General features: G+C 37.2%; 14 protein-coding genes. 11 read left to right on the forward strand and 3 right to left on the reverse strand.

The features are described 5' to 3' along the window. The first annotated feature begins 106 nt into the window (after positions 1-106). The gene (locus G440_RS0109825) at positions 107-1837 is read left to right on the forward strand and encodes an APC family permease (RefSeq protein ID WP_026451148.1); all 1731 of its coding nucleotides are present in this window, start codon (positions 107-109) and stop codon (positions 1835-1837) included. Between the two features lie 91 nt (positions 1838-1928). Here G440_RS0109825 and G440_RS0109830 read toward each other — a convergent pair whose 3' ends face one another. Further along, the gene (locus G440_RS0109830; protein WP_026451149.1) at positions 1929-3299 is read right to left on the reverse strand and encodes a T9SS type A sorting domain-containing protein; all 1371 of its coding nucleotides are present in this window, start codon (positions 3297-3299) and stop codon (positions 1929-1931) included. A 429-nt stretch (positions 3300-3728) separates the two neighbouring features. Here G440_RS0109830 and G440_RS0109835 point away from each other — a divergent pair, with 429 nt between their 5' ends. From G440_RS0109835 to G440_RS0109845, 3 genes are all read left to right on the forward strand, one after another. Then, a complete protein-coding gene (locus G440_RS0109835) occupies positions 3729-4307 on the forward strand; it encodes a HupE/UreJ family protein (protein WP_026451150.1) in 579 nt (192 codons plus the stop codon). A 175-nt stretch (positions 4308-4482) separates the two neighbouring features. Beyond that, positions 4483-4917, forward strand: coding sequence for a deoxycytidylate deaminase (locus G440_RS0109840; RefSeq protein ID WP_026451151.1), 435 nt, complete (start codon positions 4483-4485; stop codon positions 4915-4917). Continuing rightward, on the forward strand, positions 4917-6542 hold the full coding sequence (locus G440_RS0109845) for a S41 family peptidase (protein WP_034259325.1): 1626 nt from the start codon (positions 4917-4919) through the stop codon (positions 6540-6542). The genes G440_RS0109840 and G440_RS0109845 overlap by 1 nt, the downstream gene beginning before the upstream one ends. Before the next feature lie 5 nt (positions 6543-6547). Here G440_RS0109845 and G440_RS0109850 read toward each other — a convergent pair whose 3' ends face one another. After that, complete coding sequence (locus G440_RS0109850; RefSeq protein ID WP_026451153.1) at positions 6548-6748, reverse strand: hypothetical protein; 201 nt, start codon at positions 6746-6748, stop codon at positions 6548-6550. Positions 6749-6840: 92 nt separating this feature from the next. Next, complete coding sequence (locus tag G440_RS0109855; protein WP_026451154.1) at positions 6841-7422, reverse strand: MarC family protein; 582 nt, start codon at positions 7420-7422, stop codon at positions 6841-6843. A 268-nt stretch (positions 7423-7690) separates the two neighbouring features. Here G440_RS0109855 and G440_RS0109860 point away from each other — a divergent pair, with 268 nt between their 5' ends. From G440_RS0109860 to G440_RS0109890, 7 genes are all read left to right on the forward strand, one after another. Beyond that, positions 7691-8254, forward strand: coding sequence for a DUF3109 family protein (locus G440_RS0109860; protein WP_026451155.1), 564 nt, complete (start codon positions 7691-7693; stop codon positions 8252-8254). Positions 8255-8356: 102 nt separating this feature from the next. After that, the gene (locus G440_RS0109865) at positions 8357-8959 is read left to right on the forward strand and encodes a hypothetical protein (protein WP_157417923.1); all 603 of its coding nucleotides are present in this window, start codon (positions 8357-8359) and stop codon (positions 8957-8959) included. A gap of 139 nt (positions 8960-9098) precedes the next feature. Then, entirely contained in the window at positions 9099-10937 is a 1839-nt protein-coding gene (locus G440_RS0109870) for a tetratricopeptide repeat protein (protein WP_084426694.1), read from the forward strand. Between the two features lie 117 nt (positions 10938-11054). Further along, the gene (locus tag G440_RS0109875; protein ID WP_034259327.1) at positions 11055-11387 is read left to right on the forward strand and encodes a DUF4286 family protein; all 333 of its coding nucleotides are present in this window, start codon (positions 11055-11057) and stop codon (positions 11385-11387) included. 63 nt (positions 11388-11450) lie between these two features. Beyond that, positions 11451-12284, forward strand: a complete 834-nt coding sequence (rsmA, locus tag G440_RS0109880) for a 16S rRNA (adenine(1518)-N(6)/adenine(1519)-N(6))-dimethyltransferase RsmA (RefSeq protein ID WP_026451159.1) — start codon at positions 11451-11453, stop codon at positions 12282-12284. After that, on the forward strand, positions 12262-13614 hold the full coding sequence (gene mgtE / locus G440_RS0109885; protein ID WP_026451160.1) for a magnesium transporter: 1353 nt from the start codon (positions 12262-12264) through the stop codon (positions 13612-13614). The genes rsmA and mgtE overlap by 23 nt, the downstream gene beginning before the upstream one ends. Further along, positions 13611-14006, forward strand: coding sequence for an acyl-CoA thioesterase (locus G440_RS0109890; RefSeq protein WP_034259329.1), 396 nt, complete (start codon positions 13611-13613; stop codon positions 14004-14006). The genes mgtE and G440_RS0109890 overlap by 4 nt, the downstream gene beginning before the upstream one ends. Positions 14007-14084 lie beyond the last annotated feature (78 nt).

The raw sequence follows: 14084 nt of genomic DNA on the forward strand, positions 1-14084 counted from the left end.
TTATTTAATTCTTCAAACGAAATAAAGGTCTTCTTTAAAATTTAACACTTTCTTTCTTTAAAAAAAATATCCTATACCTACCTTTATTTAACTCAATTTAAAATACATGTCGAAAAAACTAAATCAATTGGAAGCCACTGCCATTTGTGGAAATGATATAAGTTCTTCTTGTTTATATGTTTCGGCTTTAGCCATTTTTTACGCTGGCCAATATGCTTGGATTTCACTTTTGATGGTGGCTGGTGTTCTATTTTTATTCCGAAGAATCTACGGTGAAGTTGTTGGTGCCCTCCCTCTAAATGGAGGAGCCTATAATGCACTTTTAAATACCACCAAAAAATCTACTGCATCTATTGCAGCGGCCTTAACGGTACTTTCTTATATGGCCACAGCTGTACTTTCTGGTAGCGAAGCAGTTAAATATGCACATAGCGTTTGGAATGCAATTCCAGTATTTCCCGTAACAATTGGGCTTTTATTGCTGTTTATGGGCTTGGTTATTATGGGGATTGGAGAATCTTCAAAAGTGGCCGTATTTATATTTCTATTCCACTTGTTTTCTTTAACCCTTCTCTGTGGGTTTTGTCTCTATTTTTTCTTTAGTAATGGCTTTGAAACACTGATTGCCAATTTTAAAATTCCCGTTGGCGGTAGTATTACTATGGCACTTTTCTTTGGATTTTCCGCAGCCATGCTTGGAATAAGCGGGTTTGAAAGTTCAGCGAATTACGTTGAGGAACAGAAACCAGGAGTTTTCCCAAAAACCCTGCGTAATATGTGGATTGTGGTGAGTGTTTTCAATCCGCTTATAGCTTTTTTAGCTTTGGGTCTTCTTCCACAAGAAGTGGTAAACAATAATCAGGATGCCTTACTGTCTTTTTTAGGCGAAACCTCTGGCGGACATTGGCTCTCAGTTTTGGTGGGTATTGATGCCGCATTAGTATTGAGTGGTGCCGTGCTCACTTCGTATGTTGGCGTTGGCGGACTGATGGAACGTATGGCACTAGACCGTATTCTACCCAGTTTTCTTTTGAAACGAAACAAAAAGAAAAGCCCCTATTTTATCTTTATTCTATTTTTTGCATTATGCACCTCCATCCTTCTTGTAACCCACGGTGATTTGCCCGCACTCGCCGGCGTATATACCATTGCATTCTTAACCGTTATGGTGCTTTTCGGAATTGGTAATCTATTGTTGAAAATAAATCGAAAACATTTACCCAGACCAGAACGAGCCACTTATTTGGGGGTGTTGGGTGCAATTGCTGCAGTTATGGCCGCCTTGTTAGGCAATATTTTCTTAAATCCCGAGTTCCTGATTACCTTTTTTGAATATCTGATTCCCACACTCTTCGTCGTGTTTTTTATGTTGTATCACAAACGTATCTTAAAGGCCTCCCTGATGTTCATCGATTATATATCGCCAGACAACAGCCCCTTCTTTAAAACCTGGAATCGTATTACAAAGGAAAAATTGGATGCCATAACCAGTCGAAGTTTTATTTTCTTTACCAATAATGATAATGTGGAAACCTTGAATCGTGTAATGCTCTACATAAAAAGAAATGAACCTACCAGAAATCTGAAGATTGTTGCGGTGGTCAAAGATGGAAAGCATGTAGCACAGAATTTAAAGTCTGATATAGAAGTCTTGAACCGTGCCTATCCCGACATCAATATTCAGTTTATAGAGGAAGAAGGAAAATTTGGTCCTGAAAAAATAGAGGAACTTTCTAAGCGCTGGGGAATCCCTATCAACTTTATGTTTATTGGCGCACCGGGTGAAGATTTTCCCTATAAGATCCAACAATTGGGAGAGGTTCGGGTGATTATCTAACCATTCATTAACAGAAATAAAAAAAATCCCCAGAAAGATTCTAGGGATTTTTGATAAAACTTAAATATGAATTCTTAAAGATTCATCTAAACTACTTCTTAATTATTCTTTTTGAAATCATTCCTTCCGCAGAACGAACCGTCAAAATATAAACACCAGTTGAAAGATTAGCTGCTTTTATGGTGGTAGTATTACCCTCTAGAGCTCCAGTTGAAATAAGAGCTCCAGAGATATTATAAATTTGGTAAGAGTTCAATTCCATAGTTGAAGAAACTGTGAATTCAGATTCAAAAACCGTTGGATACACTTTTACGGCAACATCCATATTGTTGTCTTGAACGCCTAATGTTGCGTTTAAAATAGGATAACCGTCATTAATAGTGGCTTCAATAGACCAAGGAGCATCTGTTGAACCTGCATTTAATAAATCTACCAATTCAGTAGTTTTCATTTCTGCAGTTGTTTTTCCTGTAATGTCTGGTGTAACTGGAGCACCTGCAAAACCACCTACTGCTTCGGTCATTCCAGAAGACTCCGTGTCGAAATAAATGTTTTCCATTTCAATGGAACCCCAAAAACCAATAGTGGCACCTACAAAATCCGGTGCGCTTACTGTTCCTGTTGAGTATGAGTTTTTCACCAATAATTGATTATCTGCTCCTCCAACAAGACCACCTGCACGTTCCACGTAAGCAATTACTAAAGAGCGAGAATACGTATTGTCAATTGTGCTTGGTCCGGCAAAGGCAAAAGGGTAAGCCCCAACTAATCCTCCTGCTAAAAAGTCACCGGTAACCGTTCCTTCGGAATAACTATCCTTAAGCAAAACACCGCCATAGCCAGATCCAAGTAAACCGCCAACTTGAACTGCTCCCACTACATCACCAATAGCATGACTGTTTGAAATGGAAGAGTTTTGAACGAGTCCACCTACTAAACCTCCAGTATTATTTTTTCCAGTTATGGAGATGTTGATCGCGCTACAGTTTTCAACAGAACCATTGTCAAAAAGATTGGCAACTAAGGTTCCATTACTATCGAAACCTATAATATGGGCAGTATCGATTTTGATATTAGAGAAAGATGTTGATACTACATATCCAAATAATCCACCATAATCATCATCAGGTGTATTGACCCATAAGTTGCTTATAGTGTGATTGTTTCCTTCAACATCACCAGCAAAAAGTTCGGGGTAGTCTCCAATTGGGGTCCATAAATTACCATCTAGGTCAATGTCCGCACCAATGTTAATCGTCTTTCCTTCAAAAGTTGTTCCGTCTGCAACCAATTGTGCAACTCCTGCGAATGCTTCGGCAGTGGAAAGTGTAAATTCATCTTGACCAGAATTGTACCAACTCGTGTCGGCAACATCGCTCCAAGATGTTGTGGGGTAAGTTTGTGCTTCAGCTACAGTTACAGAGACCAAAAGCAATACTAAAAAGATTTGTAATTTTTTCATCATTATATTTTAGGGATTTCCCGCAAATCTATCTAAAAATAGTTGAGCTAACAAACCCCTGAACGCTAGATAGGTTGTAACAATATAACACCATACAAGCGGTTTTAATACAATTTAACAAGATTCAGCAGGAGACTTGTTAAAATAGAATTTATAGCTTCGAAAAAAAGCAAATAAACAACATAATTGTTAGATAATTACATTGGAAATATATTTATAATACTTCTGTGAACTATTCTAAGCCAAGCAGTTGTTACTAAAAAATGATAGAATTTATATAGCTTGCTCACTTTGAAGGTAATATCATTACGATCAAAATAAGGATACAATACATTTTGAATATTCTGATCCAAGTTTTTTGAACTGAATTACTATTGAAATTTTCGCTACAATCGCTATATTTGAGGAAATCTCGATAATCCATTCCAAATGACCGATTTCTGGTTGTATTTTAACCTAGGCCTGCACCACGTGTTAGACTGGAACGCATACGATCATATTCTATTCTTGATTGTGCTTTGTGCTTCGTATAACTTTTCTTCCTGGAAAAAAATTTTAATTTTAGTGACCTTGTTTACCCTAGGTCACACCCTTTCTTTACTCTTAGCTAGTTATAATATAGTGAGCGTTTCTTCAAAAGTAGTTGAGTTTTTAATTCCAATCACAATTCTAGTTACTGCAATCTTTAACATCTTTAGCTCGGGTAAAGGAAAAAAAACAGAAAGGAGGGGCATTTATTATATGGTCACTATTTTCTTCGGCTTAATCCACGGAATGGGCTTTGCTTCTTTCTTTACAGCATTGGATAGCGGAAACGGTATGTTGTCATTGCTGGAATTCGCCCTAGGTATTGAAGCCGCTCAACTTATCGTGGTTATCATTTTCTTAATAATTGCCTTCATATTCCAAACCATATTCCGGTTCAACAAAAGAGATTGGGTATTGGTTGTCTCTTCCTTGGTTATTGGAATGACCATCCCTATGCTCATCGAGAATTGGATTTTTTAAACAAACACGATCAAATTCAAACAATTATTTAGCAGTTTTGATAAGTTCATTTTTTAGCCTTTGATCCTATAAACCTCTCAACTTATAAACCCATCAGCGTATTTGGCAAATAAATAACAGCATTTTTTTTGGCAGTAGTATAACTTCACATTAATTTCGCTAATTATATAAAGGAATGAAAGACAGCAAACAACGCAAGTACGATATAGCCTACCTAAGAATGGCCAGAGAATGGGGTAAACTCTCCTATTGTAATAGAAGGCAAGTTGGTGCCATTATAGTAAAAGATAAAATGATAATCAGCGACGGCTACAATGGAACGCCCACAGGTTTCGAAAATAAATGTGAAGATGAAGCGGGCTCCACAAAATGGTATGTTCTTCACGCCGAAGCAAATGCAATATTAAAAGTAGCTTCCTCAACCCAAACCTGCGAAGGCGCAACACTCTACATTACGATGTCGCCCTGCAAAGAATGTAGTAAACTGGTACACCAAGCTGGTATTAAAAGGATTGTCTATCTAAAGGAATATAAAGACAACGCTGGCATCGCTTTCCTTGACAAGGCGGGTGTAAGCATAGAACATATTTCAGATCTGGATTCAGAATAATGGAAAATAACCCTTCGCCTAAATTAAGCAAGCAAAGAAAGTACTTGCCACTATGGATTGGTTTGGCACTAGCCATAGGTGTTTTTATTGGGTCGAAGCTAAATTTTAATGATAACACCGAGAAGATCTTCGCTACTAGTTCCAAAAAAGACAAACTCAACCGATTAATAGACTACATTGATTATGAATATGTTGACGACGTAAATACGGATAGTATTGTTGATGTTACCGTAAACGGAATTCTCGAAAATCTGGATCCGCATTCTGTTTACATCCCAAAAAGTCAATACGCCCATAATGCCGACGATATGCGCGGAGCATTTATTGGTATCGGTATCAGTTTCTACAATTATAAGGATTCTATCGCAGTAATTCGGACCATTAAAGACGGGCCCGCAGAAAAAGCTGGAATAAAAAGTGGAGATAGAATTATCTATGCCGATGGGAAAAAGCTATTTGGTGAATTAATTGATCGCGATAGCATATCGAATTATTTAAAAGGCGAAATAAACAGCAAGGTAGCTTTGGACGTATATCGTCCCAGTGAAAACAAAACCTTAGAAATAAAAGTTAGAAGAAAGCAAGTGCCTTTGGTTAGTGTAGATGCTTCCTATAAAATAACTGACGATTTAGGCTACATAAAGATAAATCGTTTTTCAGAAACCACTTTTAAAGAATTTGAAAGCGCGCTCAGCAAGCTGAAAGACCAAGGAATTACAAAATTGATTTTGGATTTAAGGAATAATCCCGGTGGATATATTTCAACTGCGGAACGTGTGGTAGATGAGTTTCTGGAAAATAAAAAATTGGTCCTCATAACAAAAAATAAAAGTGGTGACATCAATAAAACCTACGCCACCCGAAGAGGCGATTTTGAACACGGAAAACTCTATGTTCTTATTAATGAAAACTCTGCATCAGCGAGTGAAATTGTTGCCGGTGCTCTTCAAGATAATGACAAGGGAACCATAATAGGAAGACGCTCTTTTGGAAAAGGCCTGGTGCAACGGGAAATGTCCCTTGGTGATGGTAGTGCAGTACGATTGACCATTGCGCGATATTACACCCCAACGGGCCGCTCCATTCAAAGACCTTACGGAAATGGAAACGACACGTATTATAGTGACTATGAAAAACGATACCGCAATGGCGAATTGCTTCACGCAGACAGTATAAAAGTAGCCGATTCCTTAAAATATATTACTCCAAAAGGAAAAGTGGTTTACGGTGGCGGTGGAATTATCCCAGATGTTTTTGTTCCAAAAGATACAAGTGTAGAAAATGAAACGCTTCAATATGTTTCTAGAAGTGGATTCATGAGTTATTTCATTTTTGAATATCTCGACAAGAATAGAGTTTTCTTTGAAGGAATGAAGTTTGACGATTTCAGAAAGAATTTTATTGTAGAAGATAGCTTATCGCAAGAATTTATTGAATACGCCAAATTCAACGAAGCGCAAATAGATCTTTCTAACTATACCGAAGAGTTAAAAAGAACGCTAAAGGCTAACATTGCCCAGCAACTCTTCGGCAGCAATGCGTATGAAATTATCTTGAACGAAAATGACCCCATGCTCCTAAAAGTATTGGAGCTAGAGGATGTTAATCGTTTAGACAACAATTAGAAACCCTATCTTTTTTGTTGTTTAGCTGCTATACCTCTGGAAATAAGTAAAATTCCCAATGCAAGAATAGCACAAAGCCCAGCCATTATACAAACTGCCGCAACGAAACTGTCCCCTTCCAACAAATGGTCAAAATCCAATTTAGTAGCATTAAAAACAACTAAGACAGTTGCGAACGCAATCAAAATGTAAATAAAAATCTTCATCTTATTATTTTTTATGTTCAAGCTTGTTGCGGAAAGTTTTACGTCCAGCTCAACTTATAAACTCTTAAACTATCCACATTCAACTTCAAAATCTAATTAAATAGCAATTGAATATTAGATGTAAATAGTTTCACAGAAATTGCTAACAAAATTACACCAAATATTTTCTTTATCACGGCAATTCCACTTGTTCCTAAAAGTTTTTGTAATCTTCCTGATGTCTTCAGAACTACGTAAATGATTATGATGTTCACTACAATGGCCACGATGATATTTTCAAGAGAATATTCTGCTCTAAGTGATATCAGTGTTGTTAAACTTCCAGGACCTGCCAAGAGCGGAAAAACCAAAGGAAAATAGGATGCCATATTTGGGTTGTCATCGCCTTCCTTAAAAAGCGTGACCCCGAGAATCATTTCCAAGGCAATAAAAAAGAGAATCAATGCTCCCGCAACAGCAAATTCATTGACATCAATACCAATTAAGTGCAAAATTTTCTCTCCTAAAATCAGGAAAATAATCATTACGATTCCCGCAATAATGGAAGCCCTTCCAGAATGGAGACGTCCCGCTTTTTCGCGAAGCCCAATAACAATAGGTATACCTCCTATAATATCAATAACGGCAAAAAGTACCATAGTGGCACTTGCTATATCCTTAAAATTAAAATTCATGGTCATTTTTTTCAGGGCGCAAAACTAAGACTATTCTTTGATCTAGTAAAACAAATATGCAATTAAATTTTATGTTTTTCAGAACAGATAAATAATTGATTATAAGACAATAAGTATCAATTTTCAAATAACGTGTCAAGTCTTGATTTGTATTCTGAAAAGCACCCCTTTTCCTTACTCCAAATTTAGTAACCGAGGTTTATACGGTGAAGTATATTTTAATTTTGGGTTTTGCAATTTGTACTTAAGAATTTCATAGTTTTGCAACATGTTTCAACTTGGCAAAACAATAGTTTCTGAGGATATAATTCAAAAAGATTTCGTCTGTAATCTCAACGCCTGTAAAGGTGCTTGCTGTATTGAAGGTGAAGCTGGTGCACCCGTTACTTCAGAAGAAGTGGATATTTTAAAAGAAATTTATCCAAAAGTAAAACCTTTCCTTCGCCCAGAAGGCATTGCCGCCATTGAAAAACAAGGCACTCACATTGAAACTGAAATGGACGAACTGGAAACCCCATTGGTAGAAGGAAAAGAATGTGCTTACGTAACATTTACAGACAAAGGCATAGCAAGCTGTGGTATTGAAGATGCATTCAATGCTGGAGCGATTGACTTTAGAAAGCCTATTTCCTGTCATCTTTACCCTATCCGCGTTCAGGAATACAGTGAGTTTTCGGCAGTAAACTACCATCGTTGGCCTATTTGTGACGACGCTTGCACCTTGGGTAAACAACTACAAGTACCCGTTTATAAATTTACGAAAGCGGCTCTTATCCGCAAATTCGGCGAAAACTGGTATACCGAGCTGGAAAAGATAGCTTCCGAAATGTAATTCTTCAATTCATTTTTAGTTTTAATCATTAATATTTTGATAATGATTATATTAGTAATCAATTTTCAACAAATTGATTTACTAACTAAAATATTTTCAAAGATGAAAAAGTATGTACTGGCTCTTTTTGTGTTTGCAGCAATTATAAGCTGTAAAGACAATCCCGTGAGCAAAAAGATTAAGGAAACCAAACAATCAGTTTCCAACACTACCAATGCTGTAAAAGAAATGACCAATATGCAGGACGATGTAAAAGACCTGCAGGAAATGACCCCGCTCACAAATGCGGAATTAAAATCCTGGCTTCCTGACGAAATAAAAGGAATGAAACGCATTAGTTATAAAGCAGGAGAAGTGGGCATGATGGGTATTTCTTCCATTGAAGCTACTTATGCCAATGAAGACAAGTCTAAAAAATTCACTATTAACGTCATTGACGGCGCTGGCCAAATGGGCGCGGCTGCCACCATGGGCATGCGGATGGTAATGAGTCAAGATTTTGAGGAGGAAGATGAATATCACACCAGAAGAACTGTCAAGAAAAACGGAAAAAAGGCTGTTGAAGAATATCAAATTAGCAAAAACAATTCAACAATCCAATATTTAGAGAATAATCGTTTTTATCTGGAAGCTAAAGGGAAAAATATGGATATGGATGAAACTTGGGATGCGGTTGAAGCCTTAAAATTGAAAAAACTAGGTTAAAACATTTCTTTCAAATTTATTTTTTGAGCCAAGAAACTAATTCTTCTCGGCTCTTTTTTATGCTTTATTTTTTATGAATCAGACTATATTAAATATATGGACTAAAATTTTATAGCAAAAAAAAAGCTCAACTTCCCTTTTGATAAATCCGTTTCAAAATCCTATTGCTATCATAGCATTTGTTTATATTTACGGCATGCGTAATTTTCTTATTATTCTATTCCTTCTTTCGGTTACGGCGAGCTTTTCGCAGAGTGAGGCTTTAGCTAAAAATTATTTTGAACAGGGTCAGTTTCAAAAAGCGCTGAGTATCTATGAAAAGCTAAGTGATAAAAACCCATATCGCATGGATTATTTTATGGGAAGGGTGCAGGCGAACCAACAACTCGAAAATTTCCCGGAAGCCGAAAAACTTTTAAAGGAAAGGTTGGGAAGCGGCCGAAATTTTCCACAACTCTATGTAGAACTTGGCTATAATTATTCCCTTCAAAACAAAACTGAACTTGCCACAGCCAATTATAACAAGGCGATTGCAGCTTTAGACACAAACCCTAATTTTGCGTATAATATTGGAAATACGTTTCAGAAATACAGCCTTTTAGATGAAGCGGTTTCAACTTATGAAAAAGGAATGTCACTCAGTGATAAGATGGATTTCAATTCGCAACTGGCACAGATTTACGGCGAACAGGGTAAACTCGAAAAAATGTTTAACAGCTATCTCAATTTGATCGAGAAGAATTTGAGTTTTAAAGGCACGGCACAAAGATATTTCAGTCTTTACACTACGGAAGACCCCAGTAATGAAGCCAATTCTATTTTAAGAAAGTTGCTTCTAAAACGCTCACAACAAAACCCTGATATTCTTTATAACGAACTGTTAAGCTGGTTGTTTATTCAGCAAAAGGAATACAAAAAAGCATTTACACAGGAAAAGGCAATCTATAAACGGGTTGGCGAAGATTTACGCGGCATCACCGATCTTGCTTACATTGCCATTGCAGATGAAGACTATGAAATTGGAAGAGAAATAGTCAATTACGTCATCGAGAGTTCCTTCACACCACAATCCAGATTACAAGGAAATCAAATCCTGATGAAGATGGAGGTGAAAACTGCCATCCCTAAGCAATATGCTGAAGTAGAAAAAAAGTTTGAAAAATTATTAGATGAATTTGGGAGAAATCGTGAAACTTATATGCTTCAGATAGATTACAACAATTTCTTGGCCTTTAAGAACAACAAACAAGAAATGGCCATTCAAAATTTAAAATCTTTAGCAAAAGAAAATCTCAGGCCGTACCAAGAAGCTCGAGTGAAAATGGAACTTGCCGATATTTTGGTGTTTGACGAAAAGTTTAATGAAGCTTTAATCTATTATTCCCAAATCCAAAAAAAGGTTCAAAGCGATGTTTTAGCGCAGGAAGCACGTTTTAAGGTGGCGCGCACCAGCTACTTTAAAGGCGATTTTGAATGGGCGCAAGTACAACTTGATGTTTTAAAAAAATCTACTACACAATTAATTGCGAACGATGCCATGGAGCTCAGTTTATTAATTCGTGATAACTCCTTGGAAGATTCAACCCAGACAGCACTTAAAAAATATGCTCGCGCAGATCTTTTGGAACTTCAGGGAAAAAACACAGAAGCCATTGCGGTTTTAGAGGATTTATTGACCAACAATAAAGGCGAAAAAATTGAAGATGAAGCTTGGCTAAAACAAGGTGAAATCTATGAGAAACTTGGCGAATTCGAAAAGGCCGAAGCCAACTACCTCAAGATAATACAATTTTATAATGACGATATTCTAGCAGATGACGCACACTACCGCTTAGCGAAAATTTACGAAGAAAAATTGAATGAACCGGATAAAGCTAAGGAACAATACGAACAGCTAATTTTCCAATTTGCAGATAGTATTTATTATGTGGAAGCCCGAAAAAAATTCAGAACTTTGCGCGGTGATGCAATAAACTAAGCACCAAATTAAAAAAAATACCAAATTCCAAAACTACAGATGGAATATTCTTAAAATGTCTTTGGAATTTAGTGCTTGAAACCTGCCTGCCGGCAGGCAAGTTTGAAAATTGAAAATATGTATATATATAATGTTACAATAAACGTAGACGAAATCATTCATGATGTTTGGTTGCAATGGATGGTGTCTGAACATATTCCAGCCATGCTTGCCACTGGAAAATTCAGTAAAGCGCTTATGACGCAGGTAGTTATTGAGGAAGAAATGGGTGGAAAAACCTATTCTGTTCAATATACTACAGACAGCAAGGAAACCTTGGAGCGATATTATTCAGAAAATGCCGACGCCCTTCGTGCCCAAAGCAAAGCTTACGCTGGGAAAATTGTCACTTTCCGAACCGAGTTGGAAGTTATTGGGGAAGCTCACAATGAACTTTTTAAAAAAAACTAAGCCCTGCCCCTTCCGTGTAAAACCTTTACGTAATTTGCAGCCATCAAGTTTGAAGGCTTTTAAATGAAAAAGGAAAAAGAAAAATACACGAAAGACAGAAAAAACTCAGATGCTGTTCGCGCCAAGAAACACTTAGGCCAGCATTTTCTGAAAGATGAAACTATTGCCGAAAAAATTGGTAACACCTTAACGCTAGAGGGCTATAAAAATGTGTTGGAGATAGGTCCCGGAATGGGCGTGCTCACAAAATATTTAATTGAAAAAGATATTGAGGTGATCGCCATGGATTTGGATCAAGAATCTATCGCCTACTTGGAGATAAATTATCCCAACAAGAACCTTAAAATCGTTGAAGCAGACTTTTTAAAATGCGATATTTCGGAACTTTTCGGTAAGGAACAATTTGGCATTACCGGTAATTTTCCCTACAATATATCTACCCAGATCGTTTTTAAAACCTTGGAGTGGAAAGAACAGATTCCCGAGTTTACAGGAATGTTCCAAAAAGAAGTGGCGCAACGTATTTGTGCAAAAGAAGGTAGCAAAACCTATGGAATTCTTTCTGTTTTGGCGCAGGCGTTTTACGACGCAGAATATCTTTTTACCGTACCTCCCTCTGTTTTTAATCCGCCGCCAAAAGTTGACAGCGGCGTGCTTCGTTTAAAACGAAAAGAAGACTTTTCAATTCCCTGTAGCGAAAAAATGCTTTATAAAGTTGTAAAAACGGCTTTTCAACAGCGAAGAAAGACCCTTCGCAACAGTTTAAAATCATTTAATATTTCTGATAAAATAAAAGAAGATAGTATCTTTGGCCAGCGCCCCGAGCAACTTTCTATTTCACAATTTATAGCTCTCACCCAAAAACTGGAAAAAGATGCAATTTCAACTGACGAATGAATTTATTGATCAGGTTGAACAGCTAATTGCCAATAATAGCGGTGATCAGCTGGAAGTTCTTTTAAATGAGCTTCACTTCGCCGATATTGCCGAACTTCTTGAAGAACTCGACACAGAAGATGCTACCTATATCATAAAATTGCTGGATAGCGAAGTTACCAGTGAAATTTTGATAGAACTGGATGAAGATTTCCGAGAGCGAATTCTGGATAAACTAACCCCTTCCGAGATTGCTGATGAGCTCGAGGAAATGGATACCGATGATGCTGCAGATATTATTGCAGAATTGGATGACGACATCCAAAAGGAGGTAATTGGCCATATTGAAGATGAAGAGCACGCAGCAGATATTGTGGATCTTCTTCGTTATGACGAGGACACAGCTGGTGGATTAATGGCAAAGGAATTGGTTCGCGTTAAAGAATCCTGGACCGTGGCTGGCTGCGTGCGTGAAATGAGACGCCAAGCCGAAAACGTTACTCGAGTACATTCCATCTATGTTACAGATAAACAAGGAAAACTAAAAGGAAGACTGTCGCTTAAAGATTTGCTAACCGCTCCAGAAAGGGCCCACATTAAAGATATTTACATTCCAAAAGTGGATTATGTAAATGTGAATACAGAGGCCGACGAGGTTGCTCGTATCATGCAGAAATATGATCTGGAAGCAATTCCAGTAGTAGATGAAAGCGGCATTCTAGTTGGAAGAATTACCATTGATGACATTGTAGACTACATTAAAGAAGAAGCTGAAAAAGATTACCAATTAGCAGCAGGTATTAGTCAAGATGTTGAAGCGAATGACGGGCTTTTTAAACAAACTCGTGCACGTTTGCCATGGTTATTGATAGGAATGATGGGTGGATTGGGTGCTGCAACAATTATTTCAGGATTTGAAACTATAATGACAACCTTCCCGAAATTATTAATTTTTGTCCCTTTAATTCAGGCTACGGCAGGAAATGTGGGTGTACAATCCAGCGCGATAATCGTCCAAGGCTTGGCAAACAATTCACTGAAAGGACATTTAATGGCCCGAATATTAAGAGAAACCTCGGTGGCTTTAGTCAATGGAATTGCCATCGCCCTTATTGTACTCATTATAAGTCATTTTATTTTCTACACCAGTTACCTAGAATCAATAAGCATAGGAATTGCCATAATTACTGTTATAATTATAGCCGCAATCGTGGGAAACCTTATTCCAATATTTCTTCATAAAAGAGGAATAGACCCCGCAGTTGCAACAGGTCCGTTTATTACCACCAGTAACGACGTATTCGGTATTTTAACTTATTTTCTTATCGCAAAAACAATTTTAGGATTTTGAAATCAGGAATATTCAAAGAACGATTTATCGTTCCAGCTTCAGCTATTGACGGTTTAAACCACGTAAATAACGTAACTTATTTGCAATGGTGCTTGGACGCCGCAGAAGATCATTGGATTTCAAAAACTTCGGAAAAGCAGCGTAAAGAAAACGTGTGGGTAGTTTTAAACCATTTTATTTCCTATAAAAACCCTTCCTTTTTAGGAGAAGAACTTGAAACCCAAACTTGGATTGAAAGTTATAAAGGCGTTAAGAGCGAAAGGCATTACAAAATAATCCGTCCAGCCGATGGAAAAACAATTGTAGTAGCTCAAACGCTTTGGTGCTTTTTAGATGCTAAGACCTTTAGACCGACCAAAATTACAGAAGAAATATCCGGTCTTTTCCTTTAAATATGAAAACAAACTCGTAGCACTCAAAACCATTATTTTCAATACTTTTGTGCGTCCATAAGGTTTTTAAAATTGATG

The organism is Aequorivita capsosiphonis DSM 23843, assembly GCF_000429125.1.
Taxonomy (GTDB): domain Bacteria; phylum Bacteroidota; class Bacteroidia; order Flavobacteriales; family Flavobacteriaceae; genus Aequorivita; species Aequorivita capsosiphonis.